Here is a 21,843-nt window from a genome sequence, read left to right on the forward strand (position 1 = left end):
TCACGAGCACCATACCCGTCCTAGTATTTCTGGCAGCCCTTAGATTGGCCGCCTAGTTCGGTCGGGGGTTGCTTGCTAACACGTTTCCTTCCTACCTGGCTCGATGCATTCCGCGATCGGTCCGGTCTGATCCTTTCGCTGGCGCGTCGCGACGTCGCCTCCCGCTACCATGGCACCTTGCTTGGCAGCGTATGGGTGTTCCTCGCCCCCCTCCTGATGCTGCTGGTCTATACCTTCGTCTTCGGTCACATCCTCAAGGCCCGCTGGGGTGGTGATCAGAGCACCACCGCATTTGCCCTCACGCTGTTCTCCGGGCTCCTGCTCAACAGTCTCCTCGCCGACTGCCTGGGGCGAGCCTCCGGCGTCGTTCACCAGCACAGCAACTATGTGAAGAAGCTGGTCTTTCCGCTGGAAACGCTGCCTCTCTCGGTCGTTCTCGCCGCGCTGACCAATACCGTGGTGGGGTACCTGATACTGCTGCTGGCAATGTTCCTGTTGGGGCCGGCGCCGGGTTGGAATGCCCTCCTGTTGCCGCTGGCACTTTTGCCTTTCCTCATCTGCGTGGTTGGCCTGGCGTGTGGCGTCGCCGCCCTGGGGGCTTACTTCCGTGACGTCGGCCAGATCGTGCAATTTCTGCTGGTCCTGCTGCTGTTCCTCAGTCCGGTGCTGTATCCACTGACTTCCCTGCCTCCCGAGGCACGCGATTTTCTGCTGCTGAATCCGCTGACGATTCCGGTGGAAACGGTGCGAAGCGTCCTGTTCGGATCGCCGCTTCCTCCGGAATCGCAGATCTGGTCCTACACCCTCATTTCGGCGTTGATCGCCCTGCTCGGCGTGTCCCTCTTCCTGCGCGTCAAGAGTGGATTCGCGGATGTCCTTTGAGACGCAGACGGCACCGTCCGACCTTCTCGGTCAGCGGCTGATTGCCAAGGAACTCGCCAGCGCCCAGGAGATCGCACGTGCCATCGATTTGCAGGTGCGTATCGGCGGACGCCTGGGGGCGATCCTCATGCGCTCCGGTGTCATTTCCGAGACTAAGCGCCCCCAAAGTTCGGGAGCGAATGGGCGCAAATGCCAGGAAGCGTATTTTATCTTCCTTCAACTCTAGTCAATTCCGTCGTCGACTAGATGTGTTGCTGGAAGTGGCGTTGAAAGATTCAAATGCTACGCCCCCTGCCCCTTCGGTGGGGACGCGGTTTTTTGCTATTTCAAGACTCCATGGCCAGTGGGGGTATGCTAGAGCTCGTCGTAAGATGGAGCATACGCGATTGGGAAGGATGCTATTGGCGGCAAGCATGCCGCAGAATTTATTGAAGGCTTTATTTGTCGCTTGGGCATTTGGCAAGGCTCTGTTAGGGACAAGACTTTTTCAAGCAGGGGACTGAAAGTGAGCAGGATCCTAGTTGTGCTCGGTATGCACAGGTCTGGCTCTAGTCTGCTAGCGGCTGCGATGGAGTCGCTTGGTGTGGAGTTTGGTGATCAACTAATTAAGCCGCGCGTGGATAATCCCAAAGGGTTTTGGGAGGATCAGGATGTTATAAATATCAATGATGCTTTGTATAACGTGTTGGGCGGATTTTCATCAAGTCTCGGCTTCGATGAGCGGGAGCTCGTGCTTGCACCACAGTATGGTGAGATTGAGGCTCAAATAGTAGAGCTAATATCTTGTCGTTTGCGATCTCATCCCGTTTATGGTGTCAAGGATCCTCGTATGGCGCGACTCATGGCAGTATGGGGTCCGCTTCTGGAGAGCGCCGCTGATCACGTTAGCTATCTTGTACCTCTGCGGAATCCATTGAGTGTTGCAGCCTCTTTGAATGCTAGGGATGGCTTTTCCATGCGCAAGGGGATGCTTCTCTGGTATGAGCATATGTATCGGGCTTTATCGTATGCCAAGGATCGAGAAGTTGTCGTTGTAGACTATGATGTGTTTCTCGATGATCCGGCGGCGGTACTATCAAGGGTTGCGGAAAAAATTCATCTGACCTTTGACGTTGATAGGATAGATAGTTTCGTTGAACGCGTTTTTGATAGAGAGTTACGACATAGCTCCTTTGATTCGAACGATCTGCGTGCTCATCCAGACTCATTCCCAGCACTTTGTCGCCTTTATGATGTTTTGTGCGATATCTCGAATGACAGCTGCCAATCCGACAAGAAGTTTCAGCTGAAGCTCGCCCAAGTCGAAGAGGATTACCGTTCGCTCTGGACATTGCTGCGTCATTGCGGAGAGCAGGACGTTAACCTTTGGCGGTCGTGGCAGGAACGATGCTCCGAGCGCGAGCGGTGGGACGAGAGAGAGCGAGAACTGTCCAGTTGGACCGGTCAGCTGGAGTCGCAAGTCAATTCACTCACAGCAGACTTGGGACGCTTAGAGGGAGATAGGTTGCTGCTGCTTACGAGCTGGCTCCTTGACTGTAGGCAGTTTTCACTTGCGAAGGCCGAGCTAGAGGCGTTAGTGGAAGGTCGTGGCTTGGAATTGGCGGCCGCGCAATTCGAGGCTGACCGGCTTGCGCATGAGCTTTTTGTGAAAGCGGCGGAAGTCGATAACCTTTGTCGTGTGAATGAGGCAATGCTTTCCAGCCGGTCGTGGCGCCTTACGGCTCCACTGCGCAAGCTTCGAGCTGTGTTGATGGCGGCCATTGACCAGAAAGGGCATCGTTGCTAACATTCCAGACCTTATATCGGGACCGTTTCGCCCCTCCGGAGCGAATCGATTCCCCTAAAATCTGAATGTGGAGTGCCCGTTTCGGCGGGTGCAACAGGGGGCCGGCGGGATACCAGTCTTGATCCTGCTGGCTTCTTTTTCATCACTTGACCGTGTTCGCTGGTGACGCGGAATCGGGCTTACAAGCCTTTGACTACAGGTATAGACATGAGCGAAAGCTTCGCAGAACTCTTTGAAGAAAGTCTGAAATCCCTCGACATGCAGCCGGGTGCAATCATCACCGGCATCGTGGTTGACATCGATGGTGACTGGGTCACCGTCCATGCTGGCCTCAAGTCCGAGGGCGTCATCCCGGTCGAGCAGTTCTACAACGAACAGGGCGAGCTGACCATCAATGTGGGTGACGAAGTCCACGTTGCGCTGGACGCGGTAGAAGACGGCTTCGGTGAAACCAAGCTGTCCCGCGAAAAAGCCAAGCGTGCCGAGAGCTGGATTGTTCTGGAAGCTGCTTTCTCTGCCGACGAAGTGGTCAAAGGCGTCATCAACGGCAAGGTCAAGGGTGGTTTCACCGTCGACGTCAACGGCATCCGCGCGTTCCTGCCGGGTTCGCTGGTCGACGTACGTCCGGTTCGCGACACTACTCATCTGGAAGGCAAAGAGCTCGAGTTCAAGGTCATCAAGCTGGACCAGAAGCGCAACAACGTTGTCGTTTCCCGCCGCAGCGTGCTGGAAGCCGAGAACAGCGCCGAGCGCGAAGCTCTGCTGGAATCCCTGCAGGAAGGTCAGCAAGTCAAAGGTATCGTCAAGAACCTCACCGACTACGGTGCGTTCGTTGACCTGGGCGGCGTCGATGGTCTGCTGCACATCACCGACATGGCCTGGAAGCGTATCAAGCATCCGTCGGAAATCGTCAACGTTGGCGACGAGATCGATGTCAAGGTTCTGAAGTTCGACCGCGAGCGCAACCGCGTATCCCTGGGCCTGAAGCAACTGGGCGAAGACCCATGGGTTGCCATCAAAGCCCGTTACCCGGAAGGCACCCGCGTTACCGCGCGCGTTACCAACCTCACCGACTACGGCTGCTTCGCCGAGCTGGAAGAGGGCGTGGAAGGCCTGGTACACGTCTCCGAAATGGACTGGACCAACAAGAACATCCATCCGTCGAAAGTCGTTCAGGTTGGCGACGAAGTGGAAGTTCAGGTTCTGGACATCGACGAAGAGCGTCGTCGTATCTCCCTGGGCATCAAACAGTGCAAGTCCAACCCGTGGGAAGACTTCTCTGGCCGCTTCAACAAGGGCGACAAGATCTCCGGCACCATCAAGTCGATCACCGATTTCGGTATCTTCATCGGCCTGGAAGGCGGCATCGACGGTCTGGTTCACCTGTCCGACATCTCCTGGAACGAAGTTGGCGAAGAAGCCGTTCGCCGCTTCAAGAAGGGCGACGAGCTGGAAACCGTCATCCTCTCCGTTGATCCGGAGCGTGAGCGCATCTCCCTGGGCATCAAGCAGCTGGAAGACGATCCGTTCTCCAACTACGCGTCGCTCAACGAGAAAGGCACTATCGTTCGCGGTACCGTGAAAGAAGTGGACGCCAAAGGCGCTGTCATCAGCCTGGGCGGCGAAATCGAAGGCGTCCTGAAAGCCTCCGAAATCAGCCGTGACCGCGTTGAAGACGCTCGCAACGTTCTGAAAGAAGGCGAAGAAGTCGAAGCCAAGATCATCAGCATCGACCGTAAGAGCCGCGTCATCTCCCTCTCCATCAAGTCGAAAGACGTTGATGACGAGAAAGATGCGATGAAAGAACTGCGTCACAAGCAAGACGTAGAAGCGACTGGTCCGACCACCATCGGTGATCTGATCCGTGCTCAGATGGAGAACCAGGGCTAATCCCTGATTCACCATCCAGAAAAAGGGCGACTTCGGTCGCCCTTTTTCGTTTCTGCCTTTCGCTGGCGGCGGGCGCGCAGTGCTTTTCTCCGAGTTGAGACAGGCGCTATGTTGCTTGCCCCGTTCCGGTCGCCTTGTCCATGCCATACCTGCTTTTCGTCACCGTCCTCTGGGCGTTCTCCTTCAGCCTGATCGGCGAATACCTCGCCGGGCAGGTCGACAGTTATTTCGCCGTGCTGACCCGCGTGGTGCTGGCCGGCCTGGTGTTCCTGCCGCTGACCCGCTGGCGTGGCGTCAACCCTCGCTTCATCGCTGGGGTCATGCTGGTAGGGGCGCTGCAGTTCGGCATTACCTACGTCTGCCTCTACCAGAGTTTCCGCGTGCTGACGGTGCCGGAAGTGCTGCTGTTCACTGTGCTGACGCCATTGCACGTGGCGCTGATCGACGATGCGCTGATCCGCCGCTTCAATGCCTGGGCGCTGTTGGCGGCCGCCGTAGCGGTGCTGGGTGCCGGGATCATCCGTTACGACGGCGTCAGCGGCGACTACATCCAGGGCTTCCTGCTGCTGCAGGTGGCCAACGCGACCTTCGCCGCAGGGCAGGTGTTCTATAAGCACCTGGTGCAGCGTTTCCCGTCCGACATCCCGCAATACCGCCGCTTCGGCTACTTCTTCGTCGGCGCGCTGCTGATTGCGCTACCGGGCTGGCTGTTGTTCGGCAACCCGCAGAAGCTGCCAACCACTGACCTGCAATGGGGTGTGCTGGTGTGGATGGGCCTGCTGGCCACCGCACTGGGCCAGTTCTGGTGGAACAAGGGAGGCACCTTGGTGGATGCCGGGACGCTGGCGGTAATGAACAACCTGCATGTGCCGGTAGGCCTGCTGATCAACCTGCTGATCTGGAATGAATCAGCGGACCTGCCCCGCCTGGCGTTGGGCGGCGCGATCATCGTGGCATCCCTGGGTGTGAACCGCTTTGGTCTGTGTCGTCGCAAGGAGCGCATCGCTTGAATATTTCCGGTCGTGGCGTGGCGCTGTCCCTGGCGTCCTCGATCCTGTTCGTGACCCTGCCGGGTTATATCCACTCGCTGGAGCCGCTGACCAGTATTCAGGTGATCGCCCACCGGGTGGTCTGGTCGATTCCCATGGTCCTGCTGCTGGTGCTGTTCACTCGCCAGGGTGGTGTGTTGCGTGATGCCGGCCGGCGCCTGCTGCGTGAGCCGTGGCTGCTGGCATGCTTCCCGCTGACGGCGGCCATGATGCTGATCCAGTGGGGGGTGTTCATCTGGGCGCCCATGGTTGGCCGGACACTGGAGCTGTCGCTGGGCTATTTCCTGCTGCCGCTGACCATGGTGCTCTGCGGCCGGGTGTTCTATGGCGAGCGTCTGACCACGCTGCAGGCCATCGCCGTGGCCTTCGCCCTCGTCGGCGTGTTGCACGAGTTGTGGCTCACCCGCGCATTCTCCTGGTTCACGCTGATCACTGCGCTGGGCTACCCGCCGTACTTCATGTTGCGGCGCAAGATGGCGGTGGATGCGCTGTCCGGCTTCGTCTTCGAAATGCTCGTGCTGCTGCCGTTCGCCTTTGCGGCGCTGTGGATGACCGATAGTGGCAAGGTGCTGGAGGAGGTACCGCGCCTGTGGGCGCTGCTGCCACTGCTGGGGTTGATCAGTGCGCTGGCGTTCGGCGCCATGATGGCGGCCAGCCGGCTGCTGCCCATGGGGCTGTTCGGGATTCTGAGCTATGTCGAGCCGGTGTTGCTGTTCGCTATCGCCGTGCTGTTCCTGGGCGAGGCGTTCAACCCGGCGCAGATCTGGACCTACGGGCCGATCTGGATTGCTGTGCTGCTGACCGGTTGGGATAGCGCGCGACTGCTGCGCCGGCAGGCGCGTCGCGATGCGTTCGAGGTGAAGCGCTAGGAAGAAAAACGCTCTCCCGCAAGGGGAGAGCGTGATGCATCAGTCGAAGCGGCGGCTGCCGACGTCGGCCTTCGCCAGGGTTTCCGGCAGGATGCGGCGGGCTGCGGTGTAGTGCTTCTTCCAATAGTCGCCACTGAGGTCGGAGACGCGGACCTTCTGGCCGCGGCGCGGCGCATGGACGAACTGGTTGTCACCGACATAGATGCCGACGTGGTCGACATTGCGGCGGTTGTGGATGCGGAAGAAAACGAGATCGCCGGGTTGAAGGTCGCCGCGTGCCACGTTCGAGTTGCCGCGCATGCTGTACATCTCCCGCGCAGTACGCGGCAGATCCACTTCATCGACGTTCTGGAATACGTAGTTGACCAGGCCGCTGCAGTCGAAGCCGCGCTTGGGCGAGGTGCCGCCCCAGCGATAGGGCGTGCCGATCATGCTGTAGGCGCGTTGGGTGACCTGGTGCGCCTCGCTCTTGGTCGGTTTGACCGGCTTGGCGTTGAAGGTCAGCAGGGCGCTCCCCTGAACCGGGACCCGAAGGTCAATCGGCGCGGGTTGATAGGTGCGCGTGATCTTGGAGGAGGCGGTTGCCTCGGTGGCGGCCAAGAGGGTCGCCAAGCCTATGGAAAGGCATGTCAAAAGGGTACTTCGCATTCGGCATGTCTTCTTGCTGGTTGATGTCGCCCAGACTCCGCTGGATCGCCGTTGTTCTCGGCGTGGTTTCCTTTGGTCCGCTCAAAAATTCCACGCATTCTGAACGAGTTTTCATGACAGTTCGTACCGTTGGTCGATTCCGCTGTCGTGCATGTGACTCGTCGAACGGTGCGTGACATGTGTCCGGACGCATCAGTCACGGCCTGACCTTATAGCCGGAAGCCCTATGGAATGGGGCTTTCGGCCGGGTGGCGGAAAGCTGACGGCTTGCTGGCCAAAAGCCAGGCGCGCGCACTCTCTTAAGGAAAAACCCGACGAAATGCAGGTAATTAAGCGGAAATAATCAGCCTAAATGGGCGAGAAGCGCCGGAATGACCTGTTCGCGCAGCAGCGGCGCGAGATTCTGCGGAGTTTCGCCATCGGGGTTCAGCCAGGCGAGCTCTTCCAGCTCGGCGGCGGGCTGGACGGAGTGGGGCAGGGAGGCGATGAAGACGTGCGCATCCACGCGCATCCCTGGCTCGTTGGCGGCGTCGGCCTGGAAGTGGCCGAGCGGGATCAATGCGTTAGGGGAAAGGTGCAGGTCGAGTTCTTCGCCCAGCTCGCGCAGCAGCGCCTGGATCGCCGTTTCACCGGGCTCATGCTTGCCGCCGGGCAGCATGAAGGCCCGCGTGCCACGCTTGCGCACCAGCAGCAGGCGTCCGCCGTCATCCAGCAGGCACGCGGCGGCGATACTGATCGTGGAGGTGGTCATGGCGTGGGCGTTTCCTTCAATACCTGGTAGCGCATCTGCACGATGCCGCTGGGGAAGCTGCGCTGCTCGAGCAGCTGCAGGCGTTGCTCCAGCCCGATGCTGAACAGCGGAATGCCAGCCCCGAGCAGGTGCGGAATGATGCTGACGATCACTTCGTCGAGCAAGCCTCCGGCGAGGAAATTGCCGGCGAGGCTACCGCCGCCCACCAGCCATATGCGCTGGCAGCCTCGGGCCTCCAGGGAGGCGAGGGCGTCCACTGGTGCGTAATGCTCCAGCTCGACTTGCGGCGCGGCCCGGGGCAGGTGGTTGGAGCGGGTCATGACCAGCGCGGGCTTGTCCGGGTAGGGCCATTCGCCCAGGCCCAGGCAGAACAGGTAGGTGGCGCGTCCCATGAGCAGGCCGTCGATGCCAGCGTAGAAGGCGGCGTAACCGTGATCGTCTCCGCCTGGGTCGTAGCCGTCGAGCCAGTCCACGCTGCCATCGGGCCGGGCGATGTACCCATCGAGGCTGGCAGCTACGTAATAGATGAGAGTTGCTGGCACCCGAATTCCCCTTTTTGTCAGGCCCAGTCAGAGCATGGCATCGGAGTTGACGCGCTGCCGGTGCGTTTGTCCGATTCTTGACGCTGCCGGCTCGGTTGGCGTTCGACATCCCGGGGTGTCGGGACCAGCCGGGCGCTTTGTCCGGCAATATTTCCAGCGCGCCGGCGCTGCAAACGGTACGCTATGCAGCTATTTGGTCTTTACGTGATATCGAGGTCTGCCTTGTTCTCCCAATTCGCCCTGCACGAACGCCTGCTCAAGGCGCTCGATTCGTTGTCCTTCACCGAGCCGACTCCGGTCCAGGCTGCGGCCATTCCGAAGGCCCTGGAGGGACGCGACCTACGGGTGACGGCGCAGACCGGCAGCGGCAAGACCGCGGCCTTCCTGCTGCCGCTGTTGCATCGCCTGCTGAGCGAAGAGAAGCCCAAGAGCGGCGCCCGCGCGCTGATCCTGCTGCCGACCCGCGAGCTGGCCCAGCAGACCCTCAAGGAAGTGGAGCGCTTCGCCCAGTTCACCTTCATCAAGGCCTGCCTGATCACCGGTGGCGAAGACTTCAAGGTGCAGGGCGCGCGCCTGCGCAAGAACCCGGAAATCATCATTGGCACCCCGGGCCGCCTGAACGAGCAGTTCAACGCCGGCAACCTGCCGCTGGGCGATGTCGAAGTGCTGATCCTCGACGAAGCCGACCGCATGCTCGACATGGGCTTCTCCGAGGACGTGCTCAAGCTTGCCGCGCAGTGCCCGGCCGAGCGCCAGACCCTGCTGTTCTCCGCCACCAGCGGCAGTGGCCTGCACGAGATGGTCGAGAAGGTCCTGCGCGAGCCGGAAACTCTCCAGCTCAACCGCGTCAGCGAGCTGAACGAAGATGTCAGCCAGCAGGTGATCCTGACCGACCACGTCGGCCACAAGGAAGCACTGCTGCAGTGGCTGCTGGCCAACGAAACCTATGAGAAGGCCATCGTCTTCACCAACACCCGTGTCGCCGCCGATCGCCTGACCGGCCGTCTGATCGCCGCCGGGCACAAGGTCTTCGTGCTGCATGGCGAGAAGGACCAGAAGGACCGCAAGCTGGCCATCGAACGACTGAAGCAGGGCGCGGTGAAGATCCTCGTCGCCACCGACGTCGCTGCCCGTGGTCTGGACGTCGACAGCCTGGACCTGGTGATCAACTTCGATATTCCGCGTCGCGGCGACGAGTACGTGCACCGCATCGGCCGCACCGGCCGCGCGGGCGCCGGCGGCACCGCGATCTCGCTGGTCGGCCATGGCGACTGGAACCTGATGTCGAGCATCGAGCGCTACCTCAAGCTGCGTTTCGAGCTGCGCACCATCAAGGAACTGAAGGGCACCTATAAGGGGCCGAAGAAGGTCAAGGCGTCCGGCAAGGCCGCCGGCAGCAAGAAGAAAAAGGACGATACGAAGAAGACCGGCAGCAAGGCGCCTGCGAAGAAGAAGCCCTCCGCCAAGCCCAAGGCCGGCCCGTCGAAGGTCGTGAGCCAGGACGGCCTTGCGCCGCTCAAGCGCAAGAAGCCGGCGGCGGAATAAGTCTTCCGTGTCACCTGAAACGCCTCCCCTGATCGGGAGGCGTTTTTGTTTCTGCGTGGATCAGCCCAGCGTCTCCGGCGGCGCCTCGTAGCTACCCGACTCGTAGCTCACGCCGTGACGGATCACCGGCGGTGCATCGCCATCGTGGAGGCTTGTCACGTTGTCGATGATGGTCTTGTCCTCCAGGGTCAGGCGGTCGAGCATGCGCAGGTGGCCGATCCAGTTGTCCACCAGGAACAGCTCCTGCCAGACCTCGGGATTACTGACGTCGCGGTACAGCGCCCAGCGCTCCGCCCCATTGCGCAGGCGCAGACGGCGTAGCGGCTTGGCGGCGCGGACGAAGTCGCGGGTGCGCTCGGCGGGAATCCGGTACTCGATGGAGACCAGTACCGAGCCGCGCTCTGGGTTGAACACGAAGGTCGGTTGCCCCGGCACGCCGCCCGGCGCACGAGCGATGCTGGCGGAGTTCAGCTCCGGCAGGCGCGAGTTGTAGAGCAGCGCCACGGAGATCAGCAGCAGGCAGCCGGCGGCGATCAGCGCACCTTGCACACCCATGGTCTCGGCGAAGTGCCCCCAGAGGAAGGAGCCCGCCGCGAGGCCACCATAGATGGCTGTCTGGTACAGCGCCAGGGCCCGAGCCTTCACCCAGTCCGGCACGAGGATCTGTACGGCGGAGTTGTAGGTCGCCACTGCGGCGATCCAGCAGGCACCGCCCAGCACCAGCGCGGGGAAGATCACCCAGAGGTTGTCGACCCAGCCCAGGATGAGCATGACGACGGCGAGGGTGGCGGCGGCGAAGCTGATCAGCCGGCTGCTGCCCAGCCACTGCCGCGCCTTGCTCACCACGGTGCTGGCGACGATGGCGCCGAGCCCGAGAGCCCCCAGCATGTAGCCGTAGACCGAGGCGCTGCCGTCCGGGTTGCGGTGCGCCAGTAGCGGCAGCAGTGCCCAGATGGCGCTGGCCGAGAGGCCGAACACCGCCGAACGCAGCATCACCAGGCGAGTGACGCTGGAGTACTGGGTGAAGCGCAGCGCGGCGATCACGCCTTCGAAGATATGCTCCGGTGGCAGGGTCCGCTTGGGCACGTCACGGCGCCATTGCCAGATCGCCCAGATCAGCGCGGCGTAGCAGATGCAGTTGAACAGGAACACCCAGGATGCGCCGGTGGCCGACAGCAGCAGGCCGCCGATGGCCGGGCCGACGGCACGGGCGACGTTGTAGTTGACGCTGTTGAGCAGCACCGCATCGCCGAGCATGCGCGGCGGCACTTGCTCGTTCACCGCCGCCTGCCAGGCGGGGATGGTGATCGAGCTGCCCAGCGACAGCCAGAGGATCGACACGATCAGCATCAGCGGGTCGAGATAACCCATGAAGGCCAGTACCGTCACCAGCGCGGCGCCGGAGAGTTCGACGGTCAGCCCCACCAGCATGATCTTGCGGCGGTCGTGGTTGTCGGCCAGTACGCCGGACATGATCGACAGCAGCACCAGCGGCAACGCCGAGGCGACCTGGATCATCGCCACCATCAGCGGGCTGGCATGGGCTTCGGTGACCACCCAGGCGGCGGCGACCGATTGCGCCCAGGTGCCCAGGTTGGCGAACAGGTTGCAGATCCAGATGATGCGGAACGCGGCGATGCTGAAGGGGGCGAGGACGCCGCTGCGGGATTCGGCTGGATCGGGCTTGAGGGGAAGGTCTTGCTTGGGTGAAACGGACTGCAGCATGGGGACGCCCTTATTTCGAGTGGTCGGTACGCGCGTCGCAGCGGCGCCTTTCCATGCCGGGCAAGTGTAGTGGCTGAGGCGGTTCGCGCCATTGATGATGGTCAGCCGTGGCGTTATCGGTGACTTGCGCTGGCAAGCTTCGACAGTGCCTGAGTGGCCGTGGATTGCTAGTCTGCGACGACCTTTTCTGTCCGATTTGCCAACAAGAGCGAAGAGCCGATGAAGCGAATTTCCACTTGCCTGCTGGCCGGCCTGCTGGCGTTGCCGCAGAGCCTCTGGGCCTGGTCCAATCACACCTTGGGCAGCTACATCGCCCTGCAGCAATTACCCGCCGTCGCCCAGGCGCCGGAAGTCGAGGTGGAGCCGCTCGAGAGCTTCATCAGCCAGCAGCGCGCGGGCCTGGTAAAGCTGCTGGACGAGCAGGAAGCCTATGCCCGCGAGCACTTCCGCGAGTACCCGTCGCGCCCGGACGACCTGCGCCTGACCGAAGATGGCCGCGACGACCTGCGCAAGGCCTTTCTCATGGCGCTGCGTCTGAATCCGGAGATCAAGCTGGCTACCGCGGTGCAGCCGCCGCCCGGCGGTGAGCTGCCCAATCACGCCGCGTTGCAACCGGCAGAGGTGCTGGTGTTCCGCAACCTGTCCGGCTGGAATCAGTGGCGCTTCGTGCAGTTGCAGGCGGGCGAGAAGATTCCGGCTATCGACGTGCTGGCCAGCGCCGCCGACGAGCCGGACTTCGGTCACGACATCAACCTGTTCAGTGACAATCCCGGCGAGGCCGGCCAGCGCTATGGCTTCGGCCCGCAGCCGTTCGGTGATCCGCGCTACGAGTTCAGCTCCCAGGCGCCGTTCCACATGGGCTTCTACCATGAGGACGCGATCATCTTCACCGGCGCGCCGTACCTGGAGCGCAACTGGCCGGAATGGCGCGCGTACCAGTTCTTCGGCCTGGCGCGCTTCGCCTTCGAGAACGGCCATCCGTACTGGGGCTATCGCTTCCTCGGCTGGGCGATGCACTACATCCAGGACATGACCCAGCCCTATCACTCGACGCCGCTGCCGGGCGAGACCACCACCAGCATGCTGTGGACGGCGGGCAAGTCCATGGCCGGTTTCGACGCCGACAAGCAGGCGGCGATCCAGCGCGTGGCGGACCGACATACGGGCGTGGAGCGTTATCAGGTGGACTGGCTGCGCGAGACGCTGCGCCTGGGCGGGCAGTCGCCGTTGCTGACGGCCTATGCGGATGTCAGTACCGACGGCACTTATCCACCGTACTCGACGGAGTATCTGCGCGAGGTGGTGGCGAGCGAGTCCCATGCCCATGCGGCGGCGTTCGATGCGGCGATCGGCCATTGGCTGGAAAACGAGAAGGCGCCGGCGGGGGATTTCAGCGCGGGGAACTCACCGGAGCCGTTCCGGCACGATGAGGCGTTGGATGAGCAGATTCTGCAATTGATCCGGCACTTCGGCGCGCACAGTCGCAACATCGCGAAGGCGGCCCTGCAGCCGTAAAAGAGGGCTGGCAATTACGCCGGGGCTGCGTGGGCCCCGGCGTAATCGCACAAGTCGCTTAGCCGCCGGAGCAGCCGTTGCCCCACACCTGATATTCGACGGTGTGACGCTGACCCTGGGAATCTTCGTAGGTCATGCGCGCCGGCACGATGCCGCACTCGCTGGACACGTCGGTGGTCGAGATCACGTGGGCGACGTCCAGTTTCATGTCGTAGGTGTACTGCTCCACGGCCGCGCTTGGCGCCTGGTCGGCGGCGTTCACCTGCTCGGCCAGGGCGAGCGAAGAGAAGCCCAGCATGGCCAGGATGACTACAGCTTTCATGAATTTACCTGCCTTGTTCCCGGTGTCCGGACGACACTCGTCCGTGACGCTCAGCCGGAGCTGCATCGGGAAGCGTTGGGGAAATGAATTACGGGTCTTGGGTGGTGTTGCGGCGCGCGCTGTAACAGCACGGAAATAATAGGATTTGCCTGACCTGAGTCATATATCCAGGCGCCAACAAGACTTCGTACTCAGAGGCAACAATCCAGGATTGACGCGGGTTGCAGGGGTGGTCTTGCGGCGGGTGGTCGCAGGTTCGATCGATTTGCGATGCGGTTGCGGATGGCGTAGGAGCGGACTTCGTCCGCGATAGATTTGCGGCGCGCCGGAGACCATCGCGGACGGAGTCCGCTCCTACGAAACGATCTGAAGTTCTGCGCCGTGCGGTTCGCGACCAGCTCAATCGAGCAGCGGCGACTGCGGATCGAGCAACGAGGTGCGGATGAAGTGCAGGTAGCTGCACACCCGCCGCAGGGGTGAGGAATCGAAGTGCGGTGGGCGACGATCATCGGTAGTGCGCGTCGCATGGATAGCGTGCTCCACCGCCGCCAGCGCCCGCTGGCGGTTGCTTTCGCTGGGTTGGATGAACAGTCGGATCAGCGCACGGCCCAGGGCGCGGATCGCACGGCGCCAGGGCATGCGCTCGGCGTACCAGGGCTCCTTCGGCAGGGCCTCCTGCTCACGGCGCAGCTCGATGATCGACAGGCCGATCTCCTGCACCTGGAAGGTCCAGCGCAGCAGCCGGCGCTGTACATCCGGGCGGCCTGTGGATAACCCATACGCCTGGTTGAGCAAATCGCGGGTGCCACTCTCGAAATTGGACGACAGGCCCTTCAGCGGATCGCTGATCACCCGCACCACGCGCAGGCGCAGCTCGGCTTCCAGGCGCTCCCACAACCACGGCCGGTTGGGCGGCAGGATGACGATCGCCGCGACCACCGCCATGCCCATGGACAGCAGCATCGCCAGGTATTCGTTGATGAAGGTGTAGGCGTCGTAGCGCGCCAGGTTCGCCGGCAACGAGGCGATGCAGAACCACACCAGCAGGCCGACGCCGTAGCCGCTCCACTTCGGCCGGGTGATCAGGAAGGCGCCGAGGGCGAACACCGGCGCGAGCACGAAGCACAGCAGCGGGAAGCCGTCGATGTGCGGCAGCACGCGGAAGGTGAGGATGAAGCCGAGCGTCGCGCCCAGCAGTGTGCCGAGGGTCAGTTGCAGCGACAGGCGCTTGGGATTGGGTGAGGCGGAGGAGAGCGCGGCGATCAGCACCGAGGTCAGTGCGAAGGTGGCGCCGCTGAGCCAGGAGGTTTCGATCCAGAACACGCCACCGACGATCACCAGCAGCGCGCAGCGGAAGCCCGCGACGGCGGCGGCAAGGGCGTTGGCCTTGGGCGTGAAGCGCTCTTTCCACTGCTCGCGCTCGTGCTTGTGCGCGGCGAGCGAGGCGTGGGTCTGCGCATAGTTGTGCATGTCGTCGACGAAGCGGAACAGCAGCTCGGCGGCGGTCTCGAAATCCAGCTGGTCGGCTTCCCGCGGGCAGGTGTGGCCGAGGCTGGCGCGGGCTTCGCGGATACGCGGCATCAAGTGATGCTTGCACAGTTCCAGTTGCACGCTCAGGCGCTCGGCATCCGCTTCGGCGAGTGGCCGGCCGTGCCAGCTCGCGAGCAGTTCGCTGACATCGATCAGGCACGGCATCAGGACTTCGAGTACGTTGCAGGCCTGGCGCTCGCGCAGCCGATCGAGCAGGCGCTGCAGCGCGTGGAAGCGTGTGGTCAATTGCATGAACTCGCTGTTCAGCCGCGCCAGGCGACCGCTGCGCAAGCGCATGTGCGGGTCTTCGAAGGCGGTGACGTTGCGCAGGCTCTCCAGGCCCACCACCTCGGCGGCGATACGTGCGCTGGCCTGTTCGAAGCGCTCGCGCTCCAGCGTGCCATTGAGGCCGGCGCTGGCGAGGCCGGCAAAGTCGCCGAAGCGGGTGTTCAGCGCATTGCGCAGGGCGGCGGTGCTGGTCTGCGGCAGCACGACGGCGCTGACCACGCCGGTGCAGAGGATGCCCAGGGTGATCTCGATCACCCGCCACAGCGCCTGCATGAAGGCGCCTTCGGGGTGCAGCGTGGCGGGAATGCCGATCATCACGGCGGTGTAGCCGGCGAGCAGGCAGGCGTAGGCGCGGAAGTCCCGATAGCGCGCTGCGCCGGCGGTACACAGGCCGACCCAGATCGCCACGCAGAGCAGGAACAGCACGCGCTCCTGGGCGAACAGGGCGATGAAGGTGACCATCACCGTGAGCCCGGCGAGGGTGCCGAGGATGCGGTAGAAGCTCTTCGCCAGCACCTGGCCGCTCTGTGGTTGCAGGACGATGAAGGCGCTCACCAGCACGGTGTTGGGTTGCGGCAGCTCCAGCCGGTAGGCCAGCCACAACGCCGTGAAGGCGGTGATCAGCGTCTTGAGGATGAACATCCAGGTGACGCCGTCGGTATGCGCCCAGTCGGACAGGGCGAAGCGCACCGCGGCGGCCTTGGGCAGGCGCACGGACAGACTGCTCATCGGGCTTATCTCGGCAGGCGGTGATCGGGCTGGGTTGGGTTTTTAGAACCCTGTAGTTCGAAGGCGGAGCGAAGGGGTGGAAGCACGTTGCACGAAGGGCGGAGCACGGGTGCGAATCCTGGGGTGTCGCGGCGGGCCGCGTTGGGGATGGCGATTCTAGAAGTGCGCCGGGGGGCAGGATAAGCTGACGGTTGGATGAATTATTGTTGCCTGAAAGGACAATAATCCCGTCGCGACAGGTATGCGACAATTCGCCGCCTGTCATGAATCTGTAACAAGGCGTTGCTCGTTCGAGCGCCGTTGCAGAGGCGCCCGCCGTGGCGTGGACAGGCTCTCAGGAGAAATGATGGACCTGCTGCACAACATGCGTGCTTTCGTCTGTGTCGCCGAGACTGGCAGCTTCACCGCCGCCGCCCAGCGCATGGACCTCACCACCGCGTACGTCTCGCGGACGGTGGCCAAACTCGAAGCGCACCTGCGTACCCGCCTGCTGCACCGTACCACCCGCCGTATCGCCCTCACCGAAGCCGGGCAGCGCTACCTGCAGCGCTGCCAGCAGATCCTTGGCTACATCGAGGAGGCCGAGGCCGAAGCCGGCGACGCCCATGCCCGACCCCACGGCAAGGTGAAGGTGCATGCCATGACCGGCATTGGCCAGCACTACCTGATCCGGGCCATCGCGCAGTACTGCGAGATCTACCCCGAGGTCACGTTCGACCTGACCCTGGCCAATCGCATCACCGATATCCTCGACGAGGGCTACGACATTTCCGTGGTCATCGCCCAGGAGCTGCCGGATTCAGGCTTTGTCTCCAAGCGCATCGGCAAGTCCTACAGCGTGCTCTGCGCCTCGCCCGAGTATGTGGCGCGCCACGGCATGCCGAAGCAGCTCGCCGAGCTGACTGACCACCGCTGCCTGCGCCTGGTGAACTCGGTGATGTCCCTGGACAAGTGGCTGTTCGACGGCCCGGATGGCCAGGAAATGGTCGGCATCAACCACAGCCATTTCCAGGTCAATACCGCCGACGCCATGACCGAGGCGGTGCGCGCCGGTATGGGCATCGGCGCGCTGCCGGTGTACTCCGCCGTGCAGGGCCTCAAGGACGGCAGCCTGGTGCGCGTGCTGCCGGACTACAGCCTGTTCCACCTCAACGTCTATGCGCTGTATCCGTCGCGCCAGTATCTCGATGCGAAGATTCGCACCTGGGTGGAGTTTCTGCGCGACTGCGTGCCCGGCATGCTGGAAGAGCACGAGCGGATGATGGTCCAGCACGGTCGTACTGCTTTGGTCTGAGGTCCGCCTGCGAGCGCCAGAAGCCGCGCTTATGGGGCCCATCAGCATGGGGCCCTAGTGGTAAGACCATGGTCGAATGGCCCGGGGAAGGGTGTCGCCGTTACAACTGACGGCAACAAAAACAACACTCTTCACCGAGGTAAAACGCCATGACAGCGGCATCCGTGTACCCCGTGCGTCCCGAAGTGGCCGCGACCACTCTGACCGACGAGGCCACCTACAAGAAGCTGTACCAGCAGTCGGTGGTCAACCCCGACGGCTTCTGGCGCGAACAGGCCCAGCGCATCGACTGGATCAAGCCGTTCACCAAGGTCAAGCAGACCTCCTTCGACGACCACCACGTCGACATCAAGTGGTTTGCCGACGGCACCTTGAACCTCTCCTACAACTGCCTCGACCGTCACCTGGCCGAGCGCGGCGACCAGCTCGCCATCATCTGGGAAGGCGACGATCCTTCCGAACACAAGGAAATCACCTACCGCGAACTGCACGAGCAGGTCTGCAAGTTCGCCAACGCCCTGCGCGGCCAGGACGTGCACCGTGGCGACGTGGTGACCATCTACATGCCGATGATTCCCGAAGCCGTGGTCGCCATGCTGGCCTGCGCCCGTATCGGCGCGATCCACTCCGTGGTGTTCGGCGGCTTCTCCCCCGAAGCCCTGGCTGGCCGCATCATCGACTGCCGCTCCAAAGTTGTGATCACTGCGGACGAAGGCCTGCGTGGCGGCAAGAAAACCCCGCTGAAGGCCAACGTCGACGACGCGCTGACCAACCCGGAAACCAACAGCGTGCAGAAGATCATCGTCTGCAAGCGCACCGGTTCGAACATCAAGTGGAACCAGCACCGCGACGTGTGGTTCGAGGACCTGATGAAGGTCGCCGGCTCCACCTGCGCGCCGAAGGAAATGGGCGCCGAGGACCCGCTGTTCATCCTCTACACCTCCGGCTCCACCGGCAAACCCAAGGGCGTGCTGCACACCACCGGCGGCTACCTGGTCTACGCCTCGCTGACCCACGAGCGCGTGTTCGACTACCGTCCGGGCGAAGTCTTCTGGTGCACCGCCGACATCGGCTGGGTCACCGGCCACACCTATGTCGTCTACGGCCCGCTGGCCAATGGCGCGACCACCGTGCTGTTCGAGGGCGTGCCGAACTACCCGGACATCTCCCGCGTTGCGAAGATCGTCGACAAGCACAAGGTCAACATCCTCTACACCGCACCGACCGCCATCCGCGCCATGATGGCCGAGGGCAAGGCCGCGGTCGAAGGCGCTGACGGTTCCAGCCTGCGCCTGCTGGGTTCGGTGGGCGAGCCGATCAACCCGGAAGCCTGGCAGTGGTACTACGAGACCGTCGGCCAGTCGCGCTGCCCGATCGTCGACACCTGGTGGCAGACCGAAACCGGCGCCTGCCTGATGACCCCGCTGCCGGGCGCCCACGGCCTGAAGCCGGGCTCCGCCGCCAAGCCGTTCTTCGGCGTGGTGCCGGCTTTGGTGGATAACCTGGGCAACATCCTGGAAGGGGCCACCGAGGGCAACCTGGTGATCCTGGACTCCTGGCCGGGCCAGGCGCGCACCCTGTACGGCGACCACGACCGCTACGTGGACACCTACTTCAAGACCTTCAAGGGCATGTACTTCACCGGCGACGGCGCCCGTCGCGACGAGGACGGCTACTACTGGATCACCGGCCGCGTCGATGACGTGCTGAACGTCTCCGGCCACCGCATGGGCACCGCCGAGATCGAGAGCGCTCTGGTGGCCCACCCGAAAGTCGCCGAGGCCGCGGTGGTTGGCGTGCCGCACGACATCAAGGGGCAGGGCATCTATGTCTACGTCACCCTGAATGCCGGGGAGGAAACCAACGAGCAGCTGCGCCAGGAGCTGCGTGCCTGGGTCCGCAAGGAAATCGGCCCGATCGCCACTCCGGACGTGATCCAGTGGGCGCCCGGCCTGCCGAAGACCCGCTCGGGCAAGATCATGCGCCGCATCCTGCGCAAGATCGCCACGGCCGAGTACGACACCTTGGGTGACATCTCCACCCTGGCCGATCCGGGTGTGGTGCAGCACCTGATCGACACGCACCAGGCCATGCGCGCGGCCTGATCTGCCAGCCGATGAAAAACGCCCCGCTTGCCGGGGCGTTTTTCTTTTTGTGCTTTTGTAGAAGGGGCGCCTGTTCCTGACTCGTGAGCTTATTCAAGTATGGCGCGGCGGCGGGGCAATCGCGCACGGAGTCCGCTCCTACAATGATCAACAGCCCCTCACCCTAACCCTCTCCAGCAAGCGGGAGAGGGGACCGTTTGGTGCAGGAGGAAACCTCGGCATCAGCCGACACAATCGGCTCCCTCTCCCTCTGGGAGAGGGCTGGGGTGAGGGACGGCCCAGGCACGGACTTACCTGAAGAAGACAGTTGCTCCTACAGTGTGCTTCCTGCCCATCGGTAACATTTCCCTGCGACAAAATGAGGCGCCAGGAAACAATTCGCACAGCTTCGGTGCGACTTTTCTGTCTGTGCGGAATGAGTCAATATCGCGCACCCCGCGCAGGACCTGCGATTTCATATTTGTGGCCCAATTTCTGCAGGTAAATTGGGTTTTACTACTCGCTTTCAGATCACGTAAAATCCGCGCCGTCAAGCCGCCGGGGCTCTGTCTCCGGCGCTTCTATAATTACTTGTCGCATTGAAGAAATAACCGCTCCGGGGCTGTCGCTAGAATGCCGCTCACCCCGGTAGGCGCGCTTTTCACAAGAATCGCGCCGGCAATGCGCAGACGAACAATAACCTTCACTTCTGCACGGGCAGCCTGGGCCAACCCCTTTCTCCTGCCAATCGAAGTCCTACCCTCGAAGGAGTTACTGATGAAGAAGTTTGCACTTCTCGGTGCGCTGGCCCTGTCCGCGCTTTCCCTGGTTGCCCACGCTGACGACAAGCCGGTCCGCATCGGCATCGAAGCCGGTTACCCGCCTTTCTCCTTCAAGACTCCCGACGGCAAGCTCGCCGGCTTCGACGTGGATATCGGCAACGCCCTGTGCGAAGAAATGAAGGTCAAGTGCACTTGGGTCGAGCAGGAATTCGACGGCCTGATCCCGGCGCTGAAGGTCCGCAAGATCGACGCCATCCTCTCGTCCATGACCATCACCGACGAGCGCAAGAAGTCCGTCGACTTCACCAACAAGTACTACCACACCCCCGCGCGCTTCGTGATGAAGGAAGGCGTGACCCTGAACGACCCGCTGGTCGACCTGAAGGGCAAGAAGGTCGGTGTGCTGCGCGCTTCGACCCATGACCGTTATGCCACCGACGTCCTGGCGCCGGCCGGCATCGAAGTCGTGCGCTACAACTCCCAGAACGAAGCCAACATGGACCTGGTCTCCGGCCGCATCGACGCGACCATGGCCGACTCGGTCAACCTCGACGACGGCTTCCTGAAAACCGACGCCGGCAAGGGCTACGCCTTCGTAGGTCCGGAATACAACGATCCGAAGTACTTCGGTGGTGGCGCCGGCATCGCCGTGCGCAAGGGCGATACCGCCCTGGCCGAGAAATTCAACGCGGCCATCGCCGGCATCCGTGCCAACGGCAAGTACAAGGAAGTACAGGACAAGTACTTCAAGTTCGACGTCTACGGCGAGAACTGATCCACGTCCAGAAGTGGCGCAAACCCAGGCCCGGTCCTGAAGTTTGTGCCACTTTTTTATTGGGGGCGATCCGTCAGGTGGCGGGCGCCCTGCAGCGTCCGTGCGGTTGCGGGCGGCTTCCGGTCTAGAGGTGCGAAACTATGTTCAATGGCTACGGAGCCACCATCGTCGATGGTGCCTGGCTGACGCTTCAGCTATCCCTGCTGTCGATGGCCCTGGCAATCGCGTTGGGCCTGCTCGGTGCGGCCATCCGCCTGTCGCCGGTGAAGTGGCTGGCCTGGTGCGGCGACCTCTATTCCACCGTGATCCGCGGCGTGCCGGACCTGGTGCTGATCCTGCTGATCTTCTACGGCGGCCAGGCTGCGGTGAACTGGGTCGCGCCGATGGTCGGCTATGACGACTACATCGATCTCAACCCCTTCGCCTCCGGCGTCGGCACCCTGGGCTTCATCTTCGGTGCCTACCTGTCCGAAACCTTCCGTGGCGCCTTCATGGCCATCCCGAAAGGGCAGGGCGAGGCCGGCTTCGCCTATGGCATGAGCGGGCTTCAGGTGTTCTTCCGCATCCAGGTGCCGCAGATGATCCGCCTGGCCATTCCGGGCTTCACCAACAACTGGCTGGTGCTGGTCAAGGCCACCGCGCTGATCTCCGTGGTCGGCCTGCAGGACATGATGTTCAAGGCCAAGCAGGCCTCGGACGCCACCCGCGAACCCTTCACCTATTTCCTCGCCGTGGCGGCGCTGTATCTGGTGGTCACCAGCGTTTCCCTGGTGCTGCTGCGCATGCTCGAACGCCGTTATTCGGTCGGCGTGAAAGTCGCCGAGCTTTGAGTCAGAG

18 protein-coding genes are annotated in these 21,843 nt (G+C 62.6%); 12 read left to right on the plus strand and 6 right to left on the minus strand.

Going from position 1 to position 21,843, the window contains the following annotated elements:
• Positions 1-72 precede the first annotated feature (72 nt).
• The 6 genes from JVX91_RS13580 to rarD all read left to right on the plus strand — a co-directional run bounded on the left by JVX91_RS13580 (position 73) and on the right by rarD (position 6,476).
• Entirely contained in the window at positions 73-882 is an 810-nt protein-coding gene (locus JVX91_RS13580) for an ABC transporter permease (RefSeq protein WP_240201738.1), read from the plus strand.
• Positions 872-1,108 carry a hypothetical protein gene (locus tag JVX91_RS13585; protein ID WP_205339701.1) on the plus strand — a complete coding sequence of 79 codons (237 nt, stop codon included), beginning with the start codon at positions 872-874 and terminating at the stop codon, positions 1,106-1,108. The genes JVX91_RS13580 and JVX91_RS13585 overlap by 11 nt, the downstream gene beginning before the upstream one ends.
• A 357-nt stretch (positions 1,109-1,465) precedes the next feature.
• Complete coding sequence (locus JVX91_RS13590) at positions 1,466-2,668, plus strand: hypothetical protein (RefSeq protein WP_205339702.1); 1,203 nt, start codon at positions 1,466-1,468, stop codon at positions 2,666-2,668.
• Between the two features lie 207 nt (positions 2,669-2,875).
• Positions 2,876-4,558: a 30S ribosomal protein S1 gene (rpsA, locus tag JVX91_RS13595; protein WP_045210085.1), complete on the plus strand. Its 1,683-nt coding sequence runs from the start codon at positions 2,876-2,878 to the stop codon at positions 4,556-4,558.
• 140 nt (positions 4,559-4,698) lie between these two features.
• Positions 4,699-5,568, plus strand: a complete 870-nt coding sequence (locus JVX91_RS13600) for a carboxylate/amino acid/amine transporter (protein ID WP_205339703.1) — start codon at positions 4,699-4,701, stop codon at positions 5,566-5,568.
• Positions 5,565-6,476, plus strand: coding sequence for an EamA family transporter RarD (rarD, locus tag JVX91_RS13605; protein ID WP_205339704.1), 912 nt, complete (start codon positions 5,565-5,567; stop codon positions 6,474-6,476). Before JVX91_RS13600 ends, rarD begins: the two co-directional genes overlap by 4 nt.
• 39 nt (positions 6,477-6,515) lie before the next feature.
• Here the strand turns inward: rarD and JVX91_RS13610 are convergent, their stop codons facing one another.
• The 3 genes from JVX91_RS13610 to JVX91_RS13620 all read right to left on the minus strand — a co-directional run bounded on the left by JVX91_RS13610 (position 6,516) and on the right by JVX91_RS13620 (position 8,417).
• Positions 6,516-7,124, minus strand: coding sequence for a C40 family peptidase (locus JVX91_RS13610; RefSeq protein ID WP_205339705.1), 609 nt, complete (start codon positions 7,122-7,124; stop codon positions 6,516-6,518).
• Positions 7,125-7,467: 343 nt separating this feature from the next.
• The gene (locus JVX91_RS13615) at positions 7,468-7,875 is read right to left on the minus strand and encodes an NUDIX domain-containing protein (protein ID WP_205339706.1); all 408 of its coding nucleotides are present in this window, start codon (positions 7,873-7,875) and stop codon (positions 7,468-7,470) included.
• Positions 7,872-8,417, minus strand: coding sequence for a dihydrofolate reductase family protein (locus JVX91_RS13620; protein ID WP_205339707.1), 546 nt, complete (start codon positions 8,415-8,417; stop codon positions 7,872-7,874). The genes JVX91_RS13615 and JVX91_RS13620 overlap by 4 nt, the downstream gene beginning before the upstream one ends.
• A gap of 207 nt (positions 8,418-8,624) precedes the next feature.
• Here JVX91_RS13620 and JVX91_RS13625 point away from each other — a divergent pair, with 207 nt between their 5' ends.
• Positions 8,625-9,962 carry a DEAD/DEAH box helicase gene (locus JVX91_RS13625; protein WP_205340007.1) on the plus strand — a complete coding sequence of 446 codons (1,338 nt, stop codon included), beginning with the start codon at positions 8,625-8,627 and terminating at the stop codon, positions 9,960-9,962.
• A gap of 60 nt (positions 9,963-10,022) precedes the next feature.
• Here the strand turns inward: JVX91_RS13625 and JVX91_RS13630 are convergent, their stop codons facing one another.
• Positions 10,023-11,687, minus strand: a complete 1,665-nt coding sequence (locus JVX91_RS13630) for an MFS transporter (protein WP_205339708.1) — start codon at positions 11,685-11,687, stop codon at positions 10,023-10,025.
• A gap of 219 nt (positions 11,688-11,906) precedes the next feature.
• On the opposite strand from JVX91_RS13630, the gene JVX91_RS13635 reads away from it, so the two are divergent.
• The gene (locus JVX91_RS13635; protein ID WP_205339709.1) at positions 11,907-13,202 is read left to right on the plus strand and encodes a phospholipase; all 1,296 of its coding nucleotides are present in this window, start codon (positions 11,907-11,909) and stop codon (positions 13,200-13,202) included.
• 58 nt (positions 13,203-13,260) lie between these two features.
• Here the strand turns inward: JVX91_RS13635 and JVX91_RS13640 are convergent, their stop codons facing one another.
• Together JVX91_RS13640 and JVX91_RS13645 are read right to left on the minus strand one after the other, a co-directional pair.
• Positions 13,261-13,524: a DUF2790 domain-containing protein gene (locus tag JVX91_RS13640; RefSeq protein ID WP_205339710.1), complete on the minus strand. Its 264-nt coding sequence runs from the start codon at positions 13,522-13,524 to the stop codon at positions 13,261-13,263.
• A gap of 399 nt (positions 13,525-13,923) precedes the next feature.
• Entirely contained in the window at positions 13,924-16,071 is a 2,148-nt protein-coding gene (locus JVX91_RS13645; RefSeq protein WP_205339711.1) for an FUSC family protein, read from the minus strand.
• Between the two features lie 346 nt (positions 16,072-16,417).
• Here JVX91_RS13645 and JVX91_RS13650 point away from each other — a divergent pair, with 346 nt between their 5' ends.
• The 4 genes from JVX91_RS13650 (at position 16,418) to JVX91_RS13665 (ending at position 21,836) form a co-directional block, all read left to right on the plus strand.
• Positions 16,418-17,365 (plus strand): LysR family transcriptional regulator, encoded by a 948-nt coding sequence (locus JVX91_RS13650; protein WP_205339712.1) that lies wholly within the window; start codon positions 16,418-16,420, stop codon positions 17,363-17,365.
• 149 nt (positions 17,366-17,514) lie between these two features.
• Complete coding sequence (acs, locus tag JVX91_RS13655) at positions 17,515-19,470, plus strand: acetate--CoA ligase (RefSeq protein ID WP_045210102.1); 1,956 nt, start codon at positions 17,515-17,517, stop codon at positions 19,468-19,470.
• A 756-nt stretch (positions 19,471-20,226) separates the two neighbouring features.
• Entirely contained in the window at positions 20,227-21,006 is a 780-nt protein-coding gene (locus JVX91_RS13660) for an ABC transporter substrate-binding protein (RefSeq protein WP_054907237.1), read from the plus strand.
• A gap of 140 nt (positions 21,007-21,146) precedes the next feature.
• Complete coding sequence (locus tag JVX91_RS13665; RefSeq protein WP_205339713.1) at positions 21,147-21,836, plus strand: ABC transporter permease; 690 nt, start codon at positions 21,147-21,149, stop codon at positions 21,834-21,836.
• Positions 21,837-21,843: the final 7 nt, after the last annotated feature.

It is taken from the genome of Pseudomonas sp. PDNC002, from assembly GCF_016919445.1.
In the GTDB taxonomy this organism is placed as follows: domain Bacteria; phylum Pseudomonadota; class Gammaproteobacteria; order Pseudomonadales; family Pseudomonadaceae; genus Pseudomonas.

Excerpts from the sequence above, each read along its gene's own strand:
- JVX91_RS13635 (WP_205339709.1), top strand. The coding sequence starts at position 11,907 with ATGAAGCGAATTTCCACTTGCCTGCTGGCCGGCCTGCTGGCGTTGCCG.
- JVX91_RS13610 (WP_205339705.1), bottom strand. The coding sequence starts at position 7,124 with ATGCGAAGTACCCTTTTGACATGCCTTTCCATAGGCTTGGCGACCCTC.
- JVX91_RS13660 (WP_054907237.1), top strand. The coding sequence starts at position 20,227 with ATGAAGAAGTTTGCACTTCTCGGTGCGCTGGCCCTGTCCGCGCTTTCC.
- JVX91_RS13600 (WP_205339703.1), top strand. The coding sequence starts at position 4,699 with ATGCCATACCTGCTTTTCGTCACCGTCCTCTGGGCGTTCTCCTTCAGC.
- JVX91_RS13645 (WP_205339711.1), bottom strand. The coding sequence starts at position 16,071 with ATGAGCAGTCTGTCCGTGCGCCTGCCCAAGGCCGCCGCGGTGCGCTTC.
- JVX91_RS13640 (WP_205339710.1), bottom strand. The coding sequence starts at position 13,524 with ATGAAAGCTGTAGTCATCCTGGCCATGCTGGGCTTCTCTTCGCTCGCC.
- JVX91_RS13665 (WP_205339713.1), top strand. The coding sequence starts at position 21,147 with ATGTTCAATGGCTACGGAGCCACCATCGTCGATGGTGCCTGGCTGACG.
- JVX91_RS13585 (WP_205339701.1), top strand. The coding sequence starts at position 872 with ATGTCCTTTGAGACGCAGACGGCACCGTCCGACCTTCTCGGTCAGCGG.
- JVX91_RS13630 (WP_205339708.1), bottom strand. The coding sequence starts at position 11,687 with ATGCTGCAGTCCGTTTCACCCAAGCAAGACCTTCCCCTCAAGCCCGAT.
- acs (WP_045210102.1), top strand. The coding sequence starts at position 17,515 with ATGACAGCGGCATCCGTGTACCCCGTGCGTCCCGAAGTGGCCGCGACC.
- rpsA (WP_045210085.1), top strand. The coding sequence starts at position 2,876 with ATGAGCGAAAGCTTCGCAGAACTCTTTGAAGAAAGTCTGAAATCCCTC.
- JVX91_RS13615 (WP_205339706.1), bottom strand. The coding sequence starts at position 7,875 with ATGACCACCTCCACGATCAGTATCGCCGCCGCGTGCCTGCTGGATGAC.
- JVX91_RS13650 (WP_205339712.1), top strand. The coding sequence starts at position 16,418 with ATGGACCTGCTGCACAACATGCGTGCTTTCGTCTGTGTCGCCGAGACT.